This is a genomic window from Streptosporangium jomthongense, from assembly GCF_042650425.1.
GTDB lineage: Bacteria > Actinomycetota > Actinomycetes > Streptosporangiales > Streptosporangiaceae > Streptosporangium.
In genome coordinates this window covers 96154-110884 of record NZ_JBHSBC010000053.1, presented here as the reverse complement: position 1 = coordinate 110884, position 14731 = coordinate 96154, and the positions used below count along the sequence as shown (strand labels likewise).

10 protein-coding genes are annotated in these 14731 nt (G+C 72.4%); 7 read left to right on the top strand and 3 right to left on the bottom strand.

Annotated features, from left to right (window positions below):
- Window positions 1-134: 134 nt before the first annotated feature.
- Both ACFOYY_RS39320 and ACFOYY_RS39315 read left to right on the top strand, forming a co-directional pair.
- Window positions 135-1922, top strand: coding sequence for an ABC transporter ATP-binding protein (locus ACFOYY_RS39320; RefSeq protein ID WP_386196379.1), 1788 nt, complete (start codon window positions 135-137; stop codon window positions 1920-1922).
- Window positions 1919-3634, top strand: coding sequence for an ABC transporter ATP-binding protein (locus tag ACFOYY_RS39315; RefSeq protein ID WP_386196377.1), 1716 nt, complete (start codon window positions 1919-1921; stop codon window positions 3632-3634). The genes ACFOYY_RS39320 and ACFOYY_RS39315 overlap by 4 nt, the downstream gene beginning before the upstream one ends.
- 57 nt (window positions 3635-3691) lie before the next feature.
- On the opposite strand, the gene ACFOYY_RS39310 is transcribed toward ACFOYY_RS39315, so the two are convergent.
- Window positions 3692-5212, bottom strand: a complete 1521-nt coding sequence (locus ACFOYY_RS39310) for a hypothetical protein (protein ID WP_386196375.1) — start codon at window positions 5210-5212, stop codon at window positions 3692-3694.
- A gap of 148 nt (window positions 5213-5360) precedes the next feature.
- On the opposite strand from ACFOYY_RS39310, the gene ACFOYY_RS39305 reads away from it, so the two are divergent.
- Complete coding sequence (locus ACFOYY_RS39305; protein WP_386196373.1) at window positions 5361-6023, top strand: response regulator transcription factor; 663 nt, start codon at window positions 5361-5363, stop codon at window positions 6021-6023.
- Window positions 6020-7135, top strand: coding sequence for a sensor histidine kinase (locus ACFOYY_RS39300; RefSeq protein WP_386196371.1), 1116 nt, complete (start codon window positions 6020-6022; stop codon window positions 7133-7135). The genes ACFOYY_RS39305 and ACFOYY_RS39300 overlap by 4 nt, the downstream gene beginning before the upstream one ends.
- 31 nt (window positions 7136-7166) lie before the next feature.
- Here the strand turns inward: ACFOYY_RS39300 and ACFOYY_RS39295 are convergent, their stop codons facing one another.
- Complete coding sequence (locus ACFOYY_RS39295; RefSeq protein ID WP_386196369.1) at window positions 7167-8000, bottom strand: alpha/beta fold hydrolase; 834 nt, start codon at window positions 7998-8000, stop codon at window positions 7167-7169.
- 86 nt (window positions 8001-8086) lie between these two features.
- Here ACFOYY_RS39295 and ACFOYY_RS39290 point away from each other — a divergent pair, with 86 nt between their 5' ends.
- The 3 genes from ACFOYY_RS39290 to ACFOYY_RS39280 all read left to right on the top strand — a co-directional run bounded on the left by ACFOYY_RS39290 (window position 8087) and on the right by ACFOYY_RS39280 (window position 13769).
- Entirely contained in the window at window positions 8087-8815 is a 729-nt protein-coding gene (locus ACFOYY_RS39290; protein ID WP_386196367.1) for a TetR/AcrR family transcriptional regulator C-terminal domain-containing protein, read from the top strand.
- Window positions 8816-9111: 296 nt separating this feature from the next.
- Entirely contained in the window at window positions 9112-11742 is a 2631-nt protein-coding gene (locus ACFOYY_RS39285; RefSeq protein WP_386196365.1) for an AfsR/SARP family transcriptional regulator, read from the top strand.
- Window positions 11743-11882: 140 nt separating this feature from the next.
- Entirely contained in the window at window positions 11883-13769 is a 1887-nt protein-coding gene (locus ACFOYY_RS39280) for a serine/threonine-protein kinase (protein ID WP_386196363.1), read from the top strand.
- Between the two features lie 151 nt (window positions 13770-13920).
- Here ACFOYY_RS39280 and ACFOYY_RS39275 read toward each other — a convergent pair whose 3' ends face one another.
- The gene (locus ACFOYY_RS39275) at window positions 13921-14652 is read right to left on the bottom strand and encodes a TetR/AcrR family transcriptional regulator (RefSeq protein WP_386196361.1); all 732 of its coding nucleotides are present in this window, start codon (window positions 14650-14652) and stop codon (window positions 13921-13923) included.
- Window positions 14653-14731 lie beyond the last annotated feature (79 nt).

Below are 14731 nucleotides of genomic sequence, written 5' to 3'. Positions count from 1 at the left end.
CTCGCCCGCCCCGGCCCGCACCGAGCCGTGGAGACGGCGGTCGGCACGCCCGCACTGCTCCGCGAGACGAACGGCCGCGCAGGCGGAAGGGCCCTCTTCGGCCGGCAGGGGCCCGCAGAGAAGACAGGAGAACGATGACCACGACCGACCTCGCACCGCCGAGGGAGCAGCATCCACCCTCACCGGACGCCGACGACACGGGGGAACAGTCCGTTGCGGGACTGCTGCGCCCCTACCGATGGAGCTTCACCGCCGTTGTCATCCTGCAGGTGATCGGCGCCGTCGCGGGGCTGGCACCGCTGCTGGCGGTCGTCGAACTGGGGCGCGCCCTGCTGGCGTCTGGCCCGATCGATCACGATCGTGTCTGGTTCGTCGTGATCGCCGGTGCGGCCGGCTTGCTTGTCCGGCTGCTGTTCACGGCCGCGTCGTCCGGAATCGGGCACCTGCTCGACGGTCAGGTGCAACTGGCCCTGCGCCGGCACCTGGCGGAGCGGCTGGGACGTGTGCCGATCGGCTGGTTCTCCCGGCGCCGGACCGGCGAGCTGACCAAGGTGGTGGGCCAGGACGTCAGTGCCGTGCACCCGTTCATCGCCCACTCCCCCGGCGAACTCGTCTCCGCGTTCGTGGTGCCGCTGCTCTCGCTGGCCTACCTGTTCACCGTCGACTGGCGGCTCACGTTGATCACGCTGATCCCGGTGGTGCTGGCCCTGGCGCACGTCCCGCTGATGATGACCCCGGCCCGGCTGCGCGAGGAGAGGCGGTTCGACGCGGCCATGGGACGGATCGCCGATTCCGTCGTCGAGTTCGTCCAGGGCATCTCCGTGGTCAAGGCGTTCGGCGGTTCCGGGCGCGCCCACCGCAGGTTCCGCACGGCCACCGACGATTTCGTCGACGTCTACCACCGCTTCGTGCGCGGCATCTCGGTGATCGCCGCCGGAATGCAGCTGGTGCTGTCACCGCCGTTCGCACTGCTGGTCGTCCTGATCGGCGGCACCGTCCTGATCACGACCGGTGGCCTGCCCCCGGCCGACCTGCTGCCCTTCCTGCTGCTGGGACTGGGACTGACAGCTCCGGTTGCGGCCCTCATCGCCCACGGCTTCGACGACCTGCAGGCCGCCAGGCGCGCGGTCGGCCGGATTCGGGACGTGCTTGAGGTTGCGCCGCTGCCGGAGCCCGCGCGCCCGATCGCGCCACAGGGCCACCGGGTGGAACTGCGGGGCGTCCGCTTCGGCTACGAAGACGATCGCGAGGTGCTGCGCGGGATCGACCTGGTCCTCGAACCGGGCACGGTCACCGCGATCGTCGGGCCCTCGGGCGGCGGCAAGTCCACACTGGTCCGGTTGCTGCCGCGCTTCTTCGACCCGGCCCACGGTTCGATCACCCTGGGCGGCGTCGATCTGCGCCGGATCAGCAGCCATGACCTCTACCGGACGGTCTCCTTCGTCTTCCAGGACGTGCGCCTGCTGCGCGCGTCGGTCGCCGACAACATCATGCTCGCCGTACCGCACGCCGGTCTCGACGAGGTGGTGCGCGCCGCCCGGACGGCGAACATCCATGATCGGATCCTTGAGCTGCCACACGGCTACGACACGGTGATCGGGCAGGAGGCCGGGCTGTCGGGTGGCGAGGCGCAGCGGATCGCGCTCGCTCGCGCGCTGCTCGCCGACACGCCCGTCCTGGTGCTGGACGAGGCGACCGCGTTCGCCGACCCGCAGACCGAGCAGGCGGTACGGCAGGCGCTGAGGGCGCTGGAGGGCGATCGCACGATCCTGGTCATCGCCCACCGCCTTGAGACGGTCGCCGACGCCGACACCGTCGTGATGCTGGACAACGGGTCGATCGTCGAGCAGGGCAGGCCCGCCGACCTCCTGGCGGCGAACGGGAGATTCGCCGCCTTCTGGCGATCCAGGGAGTACCGATGATCCGCATGCTGCTACGCGTCCTGGGCCATGATCACGCCCGGCCGGTGCGTCGCACCGTGGCCTTGATGACGACGACCGCGATCGTCGAGGGTTTGTCCTACGCCCTGCTGGTTCCCGTGCTGCGGGCCCTGTTCGGCGGCGCCCCCGCGGACGCGCTGCCCTGGCTGATCGCGTTCGGCGGCGCGGTCGTGATCTACGCGGTGCTGCGCTATGTCAGCGATCTGCTGGGTTTCCGCGCCGGAATCACGCTGTTGCGCGGGATGTATCACCGCCTCGGCGATCATCTGGCCCGGCTGCCCCTCGGCTGGTACAGCGCCGGCCGGGTCGGGGAGGTGTCCGTCCTGGCCGGCCAGGGCGTGCTGGAGACGATGGGCGCGATCGCGCACCTGCTGGCGCCCTACGTCTCCGCCTTCGTCACCCCCGTGACGATCGTCGGCGTGATGCTCGCCTTCAACTGGCAGCTGGGGCTGGCCGCGCTGGCCGCCGTGCCGTTCGTGGCGGCGATCCAGATCTGGACCGGCCGCTCGATGGCCGCGGACGACGCAGGCCGCCACGAACGTGACGCCGAGGCCACCGGGCGGGTCGTCGAGTTCCTTCAGGCTCAGCCGGTGCTGCGCGCCGGCGGGCGGAGCGTCCAACGTTTCGCGTTGCTCGACGACGCGCTGCGGGAACTTCAGCGCGCTTCCCGCCGTACCGTGTTGTCGGTGCTGCCCGGCATGATCGGCTTGACGCTCGTGGTGCAGGCGATGTTCACCGTGTTGCTTGTTCTGGGCGCCTACCTCGCGCTCGGCGGGAGCATCGGTGTGGCGGAGGTGCTGACGATCCTGGTGCTGACCGCCCGCTGCGCCGATCCGGTCCTGTCGCTGGCCGACATCGGCGGCAAGCTCCGCGCCGCACGCTCCGAACTGGCCAGGCTCGACGCGGTCCTGCGCACCGAGCCGCTGCCGGAGGCACCGCAGCCGATCCAGCCGGTGGGTCACGGTTTGGAGGTGGAGTCCGTCGCCTTCCGGCATGGTGACCGCACGGTGTTCGACGACCTGTCGTTGACGGTGCCCGAGGGGCAGCGGCTCGCCGTGGTCGGCCCCTCAGGCGCGGGCAAGAGCACGCTGCTGCAGTTGCTCGCACGGTTCCACGACGTGGACGCGGGCGCGGTGCGCGTAGGAGGGGTGGACGTGCGTGCCATCGACACCGAGGTGTTGACGGCGCGGATCGCCATCGTCTTCCAGGACGTCCACCTCTTCGACGGCACGATTGAGGACAACGTACGGCTGGGCCGCCCCGAGGCCACCGAGGCCGAACTGCGGACGGCGGCGAGCGCCGCGCGGCTGGACGAGGTGATCAACCGGCTGCCCGGCGGATGGGCGGCGAAGGTCGGCGAAGGCGGCGCGCTGCTGTCGGGAGGCGAACGTCAGCGTGTCTCGATCGCTCGCGCGCTGCTGAAGGACGCGCCCATCGTGCTCCTGGACGAGGTGACCTCCGCCCTGGACCCGGTGAACGAGGCGGCCGTCCACGAGGGCATCGAACGCCTGATGGCCGGCCGGACGGTCGTGATGGTCGCTCATCGGATGCGAACCGTCCGGCGTGCCGACCGTATCGCCTTCCTCGACGGAGGCCGGATCGTGGAGGAGGGAGGCCACGACGAACTGCTCCGCCGCGCCGGCCGCTACGCCGACTTCTGGGGTGCCTCCCTGACGCCGGCGGACCACGACTGATCCGGGCCCGTTCCGGGCGGTCGGCTGGACCGACGACCGCCCGGAACCACCCACGCGTCAGAGCCGAGCCGCGCGCGAGGGCCGGCGTGCGGCGATCGCCACCCCCAGGGTGAAGGCGGCGTATCCACAGGTCACGGCCAAACCTGCCCATGGCGGGAGTGGGTAGTGGCCTCCCAGCGGTGACGGGTCCACGTCCACATGCGCGAACGTGGGGACGCTCTGTGTGATCGCGAACCCGGCGGCAGGGGTGATCGTCAGCAGCCACGGCGCCACACCCGCGGCCGCCAGCAGGTGGGGCACGACGACAAGCGCGACGGCCAGCCCGACGGCGACGACAGCCCGCCTGACCAGCGCGGCCAGGCCCAGAGCCAGCACGCAGGCGGCCGCGGTCAGCGCCGCGTAGCCGACGATCACCCGTAGTTCGGTACCCAGGGTGATCGGCTGGACCGGGTTCTGGTTGGCGCGCAACATCGCCAGGCCGGCAGGGACCACGACTCCCGAGGCCGCCAGCCCCGTCACGAACGCGGCCACGCCGACCACCGCGGCCTTGGCCGCCAGCGGCCGCGCCGGATGCGGCTCGACCGGCGGGCCGTTCCCGATCGGCCCGCTCCGGTGTCCCGCAGAAAGGAACATGACCGCCGCCACGAGCATCGGGACCAGTCCCACGGCCCCGCCGATCAGCATGAGGTCGGCGCGCAGACCGCCCTCCACCGTGGCGGGCCCGATGTCACCGCCCCCGGTCACGATGAGCTTGTCGCCGGACTCGACGACCCCGCCCGGGTGATGGGGGGTCCTGCCGTCGGACTCCATGACGACGCCGACGTCGTCATGGCGCCACGAACCGTTCGCGCCCTGCAGCGTGATCCGGTCGAAGGTCGCGGTGGCCTGGGCGAAGGCCTGCGCCATATCCCACAGGGCGCCTGGCGAGGCGGCGAACAGCCCGATCTCGACCGCCTCCGGCAGCCCGGTCAGCGTGACCGTGCCGATCTCGGTCCACGTCCTGCCGTCGTCCGACTCGTAGCCGGTGACGGTGTCGCCCGACCTGGTCAGCCGTAGCCACTGCGGGCCGTTGTGAGGACCGCCGGGCACGTCGTGGACGTAGTTGTACTGCATCCGCACGCCGTGATCTCCGGTGAGCATGACGGCGGCATACGGCGTGCCCTGTTCGAGGCTCTGCCTGACCAGGAGGCCGGCCTTCGCCCACGGCACCACCCCCTCCTTGACGTTGCGCACCCCGGGTACGGCGTCCGGCAGCCGGATCAGCCCGGTCATGTCCGATACACGGGCGGTGACGCCGCCGTTCCCCTTGAGCGTCTGGTGCACGAAGTAGTACTTGTCCATCACCGCCGTGCCGTCGGGTCCCACCAGGGGCGCGGGGCAGGGGCCCTCGCCCTTCCCGGTCACGCAGGTGCTGCGGGCGCCTGCGGCGATCAGCAGCCCGAGCGAAACGGTGACCAGCACGGAGGCCACCATGGCGAGCACCCGGCCTCGTGCGGAGCGGAACCTCGTCCACTCCGCGCGCAGCGTCCGAAGGAAACCGGCCCGCCGGACGGACCGGTGGGGCGTGAATGAACTCATGCCGACGGTTGTACGCGGCACCCGGTTCCAGCCAGGTCGCAGCCGCTGCGACCTGGCTGCGACCGGGGATCTGGCATCGTTGACCCATGCCTTCCCGACCCGGCGGCCGGACCGGCCGTCCTGCCCGCGCGACGAGCGGCGGTGAGCGGTGAGAGTCCTCGTCGTCGAGGACTTCGAGATCCTCGCCCGCTCCATCGGAACCGGGCTGCGCCGCGAGGGCATGGCCGTCGACGTCGTCCTGGACGGAACCACCGCCCTTGAGCGCCTGGCCGCCACCCGCTACGACGTGGTGCTCCTCGACCGCGACCTGCCCGGCGTCCACGGGGACGAGATCTGCAGGCGACTCGCCCACAGCCGCTGTGTGACCCGTGTACTGATGCTCACCGCCTCCGGCACGATCGAGGACCGTGTCGACGGGCTGGGTCTCGGCGCCGACGACTACCTGCCCAAACCGTTCGCGTTCACCGAACTGGTCGCCCGCGTCCGTGCCCTGGCCCGCCGTGCCACCCCGCCGCTGCCGCCGACCCTGGCATGTGGGGACATCACCCTCGATCCGGCCCGCCGTGCCGTGTTCCGGGCCGGTCGGCGCCTTGAGCTGAGCCCCAGGGAGTTCGCCCTGCTCGAATGCCTGCTCGCCGTACCCGGCCTGGTCGTCTCCGCCGAGGAACTCCTTGAGCGCGTCTGGGACGAGGCCGCCGATCCCTTCAGCAGCGCCGTCAAGCACACCGTGCACCGGCTACGGGCCAAGCTCGGCGACCCGCCCGTGATCGAGACCGTCCGCGAAGGCGGCTACCGCATCGGACCGTCATGACCTGCCTGCGGCTCGCCGGAAGGTCCTTGCAGACGCGGCTCGCGCTCGCCTACGCGGCGGGCATCTACGCCGCCGGAGTCCTCGTGCTCCTGTTCGTCGCCGTCCCGCTCGCCAGCGTCGACGCGGCCACGTCCGCAGGCCGTCCTTCGCCGGGTGCGACCGCCGAAGCCGGGCCCGGGATCGGCCCTCCCCGACTTCTCACGGGGTCCGCCGTCGCCCTGGCCCTTCTGATTCCCGTCGCCCTGACCCTCGGCTGGTTCGTCTCCGGCCGGTTCCTGCGTCCGCTGCGCGCCATCACCGCCACCGCCAAAATCATCTCCGCCGGCGACCTCCACCGGCGCCTTGACCTCGGCGAGTCCATGGACGAGCTGACCGAACTCGGCCATACCCTCGACGACCTGTTCGCCCGCCTTCAGGCCTCCTTCGACGCCCAGCGCCACTTCGTCGCCAACGCCTCCCACGAGTTGCGCACCCCGCTCGCCGGCCTGCGCACCCTCCTTGAAGTCGCCCTCGCCGACCCCGACGCCGACACCGACACCCTGCGCTCGGCCTGCCAGGAGGCCCTCGCCCTCGGCGAACACCAGGAGCGGCTCGTCCAGGCACTGCTCGCCCTGGCCACCGGCGAGCGCGGCGTCACCCGCCGGGACGCCCTCGATCTTGCCCACATCGTCGAAGGAGTGCTCGCCTCCCGCCGTCACCAGGTCGCGGAGAAGGGCGTCGACCTCACCGAACACCTGTCGCCCGCGGTGACGGCCGGGGACCCGGGACTGATCGAAAGCCTCGTCGCCAACCTCATCGACAACGCCATCCGCCACAACCTCCCGGACGGGCACGTGAGGGTCGCCACTCAGTCCTGCGGCACCCAGGTGGCCCTTACGGTCACCAACAGCGGACCGGTCATACCCGGTGACCAGGTCCAGCGCCTCTTCCAGCCCTTCCAGAGACTGGCACCCGATCGTCACGGCCACCACGACGGCTACGGCCTCGGCCTCGCCATCGTCAACGCCGTCGCCCAGGCGCACCGCGCCACCCTCATCGCCGGCGCACGCCCCGAAGGCGGCTTGTCCATCACCGTCTGGTTCGCCTCCGAAGCTCATCCGAACCATCCCTGACGTCGGGGAACGACCACGCGAGGGCGGCCGTTCACGCGCCGGACCAGAAGGCGGTGAGCAGCGCGTTGAGCCGCTCCGGCGCCTCGACGTGCGGGTAGTGGGCGCTGCCCGGCACCTGCTCGTGCCGTGCTCCGATCCGCTCGGCGGTGACGCGCGCGCAGGCCATGAGAGGGACACCGCCGCGCTCCCGGTACGGCCCGGGGGCCTCCTCCCAGGTGCCCGAGACGACCAGCTTGGGGAAGGCCGCCGCCCGCAGCGCCGGCAGCGGGAGACCCGCCTCCCAGCAGACGCGTTCGCGCAGCGCCGTGGCGGCCGCGCGCAACCGCCGATCGCCTGTCTCCGGCTCCGGCGTGCCGACCGAGTCGGCGGCGGTCCGCAGCCACTCCTCGGGTGTGAGGTCGGGAAGGTCGGCGTAGGCGGCGCGGTTGGCGCGCAGCGCCTCGGCCACGGCGGGGTGGTCGGCGGCCGCCTGGTAGCAGCCTGGCTCGACCAGGGTGAGCGAGCGCACCGCCTCCGGCCTGCGCGCCGCCGCGATCATGGCTCCGACGGCGCCGTAGGAGTGGCCGACCAGGTGCGCGCCCTCGCCGAGGAGTTCGGCGACGTCGTCGGCGTCGGCCAGGTAGTCGCCGGGGAACCTGTCCCCGGCGTCCGGGCTGCCGCCGTAGCCTCGGCGGTCCATCAGGAGCAGCCGGAACCGGCCGGCCAGCGGGCGTTGCGCCGCGAAACCGTACACCGGGTCGTCGCCCCAGCTCGTGGAGCCGTGCACGAGGACCGCAGGCGGCCCGGACTCAGGGCCGAGCACGCTCACGTGCACCTCACCCGTCAGCGGGCCGTTCGCGCGGAACAGCGGGGTGGGAGCGGACATCCGACTCCTCCTTAAACATCGTTTAACACTATTGAACGTTGTATAAGGGAATCGGAAGGCGACGTCAAGGCGGGTAGGGTGATCGCGTGCCGTCGTCAGAGTCCTCCGGCGGGTCCGTGTGGCTGCGTCCCGAGCGGCCGCCGCGCGACCGCCAGCTCACCCGCGAGCGGATCGTCGACGTGGCGGTCGCCGTCCTCGACGCCGAAGGCCACCGCGGCCTGTCGATGCGTCGCGTCGCCACCTCCCTCGGGGTGACCGCCGGGTCGCTGTACTGGTATGTCCACACCAAGGACGACCTGCTGGAACTGGCCCTCGACCGCGTACTGGCCGAGGTGAGCGCCGGCCCCGGCACGTCCGGCTGGCGGGACGGCCTGGCGGCGCTGGCCCGCAGCAACCGCGCCATGCTGCTGCGCCACCGGTGGGCCCTGTCCGAACTGACCGTCAGGCCCAACCTCGGCCCGAACGCGCTCGCCCTGGCCGAGACCGGGCTGCGCCTGCTGGAGCACGCCGGGTTCACCGGCTCCGACCTCGACGCCGCCATGGCCGCCGTCAACGACCACGTGGTCGGCGCGGTCATCGCGGAGGTCGCCTGGCGCGACACGCTGGCCCGCATGAGCGGGACCGGGTCCGAATGGGACGAGCGGGCGGCCGAGTATCTACGCCAGGTCGCCGAACGCCACCCGACGCTGGCCGGCCGGATGGCCGCCACGGGTGAGATCGACGTCGAGCATGAGAGCGAGCGGCGCTTCGCGTTCGGCCTCGGCTGCCTCCTGGACGGCCTCGCCACCCGGTGCGCGGCCCCGTCCCCGTCATAGCGCCGGCGACGTACGGCACCGCGACGGCTCGCGCGCGAGGGCGCCTGGGCGAGCCGTCGGCCGCGCCCCCGGCGGCGTGGGCCGCGGCGGGCGCCACCGTCCTGAGGTTGCACGACACGCCGTCGCCGCCCAGGCTCGGCCGGGCGGACCGGGGCGGCGGGACCAGCTCGGCTTCGGAAACCGACACCTGCTCATTGGTCAGGAATGGTGGGGAATCCCGGCGCGAGACGCGGTGGAGCTGTGGGATCGTGGGGGCTTTGACGCCACATCCTGCCCGCCGTACCCGGGGATTTGTCATGGAATTTCGGATTATGGGGGCATTGTCGATACGTGACGGCGCAGAGGATCGCACTCCCACCGCTCCGAAGCACCGTGACCTGCTGGCGATGTTCGCGCTCAACGCCCGCCGACCGCTCACCGTCGAGCGGCTGCGACAGCTGCTGTGGCCGCTGGAGGAGGGTGACCGGTCGGACTCGCTGATCCGCGGCTACGTCGGCCGGCTCAGGCAGCTGATCGGCCAGGACGTCATCACCACCGTGTCCGGCACGTACACGCTGGCCATCGACGACGACCAGCTCGACGTCGGCCGCTTCCGTCGGCTCATACAGGAAGGGCTGTCCGGGCGTGACAGCGGGAAGCTGCGGGAGGCGCTGGACCTGTGGCGCGGACCGGTTCTGGCGGACGTGGACCCTGACGCGCGGCGCTGGGCCGAGACCGGGCGGCTGCGCGAGGAACTCGAAGAGCTTCGCCTGCTCGCCCTGGAGCGCCGGATCGAGCTCGACCTGGAGGCGGGCCGGCACCGCGAGCTGCTGTCCGAGGTGCGGATGCTGGTCGCGCAGCACCCGCTCTGGCAGCGTTTCCGCGGCCAGTTCATGCTGGCGCTCTATCGCAGCGGGCGGCGCGTGGAGGCGCTGGCCGCGTACACGGCGCTGCGCGACGAACTCGACGGCGGGCACGCCATCGAGCCCGACCCCGAGCTGCAGCTTCTCTACCACCGCATGCTGCACGACGATGTCATGCTGCACGTCTCCGCGGGCCCGCCGGTGCTGTTGCCGCGGGACGTCGCCCACTTCACCGGCCGCGCCGACCTGCTCGATCAGGTGTTCTCCGGCCTGGTCGTCGTGCACGGCCCGGCCGGGGTGGGCAAGTCGGCACTCGCCGTACACGCCGCCTGGCGGCACAGGGAGCGTTTCCCCGACGGGATCCTGTACGCGGACCTGCGCGAGACCACCCGGCCCGGCGCGATCCTGGAGGACTTCCTGCGCTGGCTCGGCTGCCCGGCCCAGGCGGTACCGGCGTCGGAGGGCCGGCGGCAGCGGCTGCTGCGCACCTACACCGCCAACCGCCGCATGCTCGTCGTGCTGGACGACGCCACCGACGAGTCCCAGGTACGGCCGCTGCTCACCTCATGCCCCACCGTGATCACCAGCCGGTCGGCGCTCGGCGGGCTGACCGGCGCCGTACGGCTGCCGCTGGGCGTCCTGGACGACGGCGAGGCCCGTGACCTGCTCGTCAAGCTCATCGGCGAGGAGCGGGCGGACGACGGCGGGGTGCGGGAGCTGATGCGGTTCTGCGGCGGGCTGCCCATCGCGTTGCGCATCGCCGGATCCCGCCTGGCCACCAGACCGGGCTGGACCCCTGGTTACCTCGCGGGCCTGCTGGAGGACGAGCGCGTGCGGCTGGACCGTCTTCACTCGGGCGACCAGACGATCCGCAGCGTGTACGCGGTCGGCTACGAGGGCCTGCCCGTGCCGGCGCGCCGAATGACGCGGCTGCTGGGCGCGCTGTCGGCCCCCGACGTCGCCGACTGGGCCGTCCAGGTCTTCGGCGACCAGGCCGACGCGCTCGTGGACGCCGGCCTGCTGGAGGCGCACACCGTGGACGTGGCGGGTCAGGTCCGTTACCGCATGCACGACCTGACCCGGCTCTACGCCCGCGAGCGACTGGTCGAGGAGGAGGGCGTGCATGCGGTACGGGAGGCGCTCGCGCGGCTCCAGGCCGTCGTGATCGCCCGGGTGCAGGCGTCCCGGTTCCCGCTGGTCTCCGGTGAGCCGAGCATGCGCGGCTTCGTGACCGGGGACATCAAGGAGTCGGTCGAGTGGCTCGTCGCCGAGCGCGCGTTCCTCTCCGCCCTCGTCGGTGATCTGTACGGGGCCGGCCTCGACGAGGGCGCGTGGCGGCTCGCGCATCTGCTGGGCCCGTTCCTGGAACGGCGGCGCTTCCTGGACGACTGGCGGCCGGTCGCCGAGACCGGCCTCGCGGCGGCACGGCGCACGGGTGACGCCCGCGCCGAGGCCCTGCTCCTGCGCGACCAGGGCGACCTGTACCGGGCCGAGGGCCGGTGGGCGGAGGCGCTGGACCTGCTCACCCGGGCGCTCGGGGTGTTCACGGGTCCCGGTACGTCCAGCGGCAAGGAAGCCGCGCAGGTCCGGCGCAGGATCGGCCAGGTTCACCTGGAACAGGGCCACCTGGACGAGGCGGAACGCCAGCTGACCTCCTCTCTGCGCGCCTTCGGCGGCGGGAGGGCCGGCGCCGAGGCGCAGCAGGCGCTTGGCGCGGTGCTACGGCGGGCAGGCCGCCCCGGCGAGGCGGCCGACCGGCTCACCGCCGCCGCGGGCCTCTTCGATGACCGGGGCGACCGGCACCGGCACGCCGACACCCTGCTGGAGCTGGCCGAGGCACGGCTGGCGCAGCGGCGGGTGCCCGACGCCAGGGACTGCGCGCAGCGGGCCAGGTCCATCGCCGTACGGCTCGGCGACCGGCTGCTGGACGCGCACGCGCTGCTGGCGCTGGCCCGGGTCAACCGGGCTGAGGGCGACCGCGAGGCGGCGCGCAAACTGGCCGAGGACGCGTTCAAGATCTTCGACGGCATCGCCGACGAACCCGGCAGGGCGACCGCGCTGGACCTCCTCGCCGCCCTGATCTAGCGACCTGCTCTGACGGCTCAGCACCGCCCCTGTTGGCTTCCTGTCGTCAGTCCAGAGGAAGGACGCGCTCGTCGCGTTGGACGCGGGAGCTCGGCCCGGACGCCTCGAACTTGACTGAGCGGATCAGTACCGTATGGAGCATGGTTGCCCCTCTTGCCCCTGAGGATCCTCCGCGTCTGGGTGAGTTCGAGCTGCTGGGCCGCCTCGGGGAGGGCGGACAGGGAATCGTCTACCTGGCCCGCGACCCGGTCGGGCAACGGGTGGCGGTGAAGGTGCTGATCAGGGCCGACGCCGAGGCCCGCGCCCGTCTGGCCCGCGAGCTGGCGGCGGTGGAGAGCGTGGCGCCCTTCTGCACCGCCCGCGTGCTCACGGCCGTGCCGGACGGGCCACGGCCGTACGTGGTGAGCGAGTTCGTGGACGGGCCGACGCTGGCGGAACGGGTGCACGAACACGGCCCCCTGCGCGGCGGCGAGCTGGAACGGCTGGCCGTCGGCACCACGACGGCCCTGGCCGCCATCCACGCGGCCGGCGTCGTGCACCGCGACTTCAAACCGAGCAACGTGCTGCTCGGCCCGGACGGTCCCCGGGTGGTCGACTTCGGCATCGCCCGCGCGGACGGTGTCACCACCATGACCAGCGGGCTCATCGGCACCCCCGCCTACCTCACGCCCGAACAGCTGGGCGGCTCCCCCGCCTCACCCGCCTCGGACGTCTTCGCCTGGGCGGGCACCATGATCTTCGCCGCCACCGGCACCTCCCCGTTCGCCGCCGCGAGCGTCGCGGACGTGCTGAACCGCATCGTCACCCACGAACCGGATCTGTCAGCGGTCCCGCCGCCGTTGCGCGACTCGGTCGCCGCCGCCTTGGAGAAGGACCCTTCGCACCGGCCGACGGCGGGCGAGCTGCTGTCCCGCCTGATCGACCCGGTCTCCGGCGGCCGCGGCAGGTCGATCGTGGAACTCACCAGCCTGGGCAGCCGCCTCGCCGCAGAACCGGCCGGCGATCGGGGAACGCCGGACCCGGCCGGCGGCCGGGATCCTGCCGGGACGGCCGGTCATGAGGACACCGCGGGACCCACCGGGGAGCCCACGGCCCCGCCCTCGGCACGGGCCCCGGTGTTCATCGGGTGGGCCGCCGGGCGGGGCCGCCGTAGGGCGCTCGCCGTGGCGGCGGCACTGGTCGCGGTCGTGGTGGGGGCGCTCACCTGGTTACGGCCGTTCGGCGGGGCGGGGTCCCAGGCGTCCTCAGGCACCGGCGGGCCGGGCACCTCGTCCGCCTCCGCTCCCACCTCCGGGCCCCCGTCTGCCTCGCCGTCGAGCTCAGGAGAGGTCTCGCCCAGCGGGTCGGCGAGTCCGGGTGCGTCGGTGGCCCCGGGCGGGGGGCTGCGGGTGTCCGACACGTTCGGACGCACGGTCAGCACCGGATTCGGCACGACGGACGACGGGAAGCGTCACTGGTCGGTCGGCGTTCCGGAGAGCGACTACTCGGTGGACGGTGGGAAGGGCCGGATCACGACGTCCTCCGGAACCGGCTCCAGCGCCTACCTGGACGGGGTGAAGGAGACCGGAACCGACCTCGGCTTCACCTTCGCCGGCGACAGGCCCCCCACCGGGGGCGGGATCTACGTGACCGCCGTGGGGCGCAGGGTCCCGGCGGTGGGGAGTTACCGGGCGCACGTGAGCCTGCGGCCCAACGGCAAGGTCCTGCTCCAGCTGATCCGCTACGAGGCGGGCCGCGGTGAGATCGACCTCGCACAGCCGCTGTGGGTCCCCCGGCTGACAGCGGGCGCGGGCATCGCGATGCGAGTACGCGTCCAGGTCACCGGCACGTCGCCGACCACGATCCGCGGCAAGGTCTGGGCCGTCGGCGCGGCCGAGCCGGACTGGCTGCTCTCCGTCACGGACGCGACCTCCGGACTCCAGGTCCCGGGTGGGGCCGGCCTGCTGACCTTCTTGTCTCGTAAGGCCACCGACACCTCCGTCACGGTGACGGTGGACGACCTCGCCCTGACCGCGACACCGGGGTGACCTCCTGGGACGTGACCGGCCGAGCAGGACGTCGAGGGCCTCGACGTCCGCCTGTTCCCGTTCATGCCGTCCACGATGCCGGGTGACCCGGAAACCGGGCAGTGAGCGTCGCCGGCTGGCCGGGCCGGCCGGTTCTCCGGTGGGCGCGGGGTCAGGAAGGGCGGCTGACGGCGGTGATGCCGGCGAGGATGAGGTCGATGCCCGTGAGGAACTGCTCCCGGTCGTCGTGCCCGCGCATCTGGTCGGCGATGTCGTGGAGGAACGGGTGGTCACCGGCGTCGAGGCTCTTCCACGCCTTGGACACGGAGTCGAGGAATTCGGCGCGCCGCGCGCCGGCCCGAGGGACCCCGACGTCGTCCGCGGTGTCGGAGGACTGGGCGTTCTGGCTGGTGGCGCCAAGGATGTAGTGCACCAGCGTCGAGGTCGTGGCGAACCAGTCGCTCCGTGGAACGCCCAGCGTGCGCACGCACCCGCCGATGCTCTCGAAGATCCGGGGTGTCACCGTTCCCCAGGGGCTGCGGGTGACCTGCACGGCGAGCTGGACGGCGAGCCAGGGGTGTTCGGCGACCGCGTCGTACAGGCCGAGGGCGGCGGCGCGGATCCGCTCGCGGCCGGTGTCCTCGGTCCCGGGATCCGTCGTGGACTCCTGCGGGGCGGGAAGGGCGGCGACGACGACGCTCTCGGTCGCGGCCTGCAGCAACTCGCCCATGTTTCCGACGTGGTGGTAGATGGCCCCGGATCCGGTGGACAGGCGCTCCGACAGCGCGCGGACCGTCAGAGCCCCGGCCCCCGCCGTGTCCAGCAGCCCGACCGCCGCCTCGATGATGCGCTCACGCGAGAGCACCTGCCTGCGCCTTCGTGACTGGGGTGTCGGTGTGGTCATGCCCTCATCCTGTCAGTTTTGGTGCAGCGCTCCAAAATGGAGTACGGTTCCAAAATTGGAGCGTTGCTCCAATTTTGCC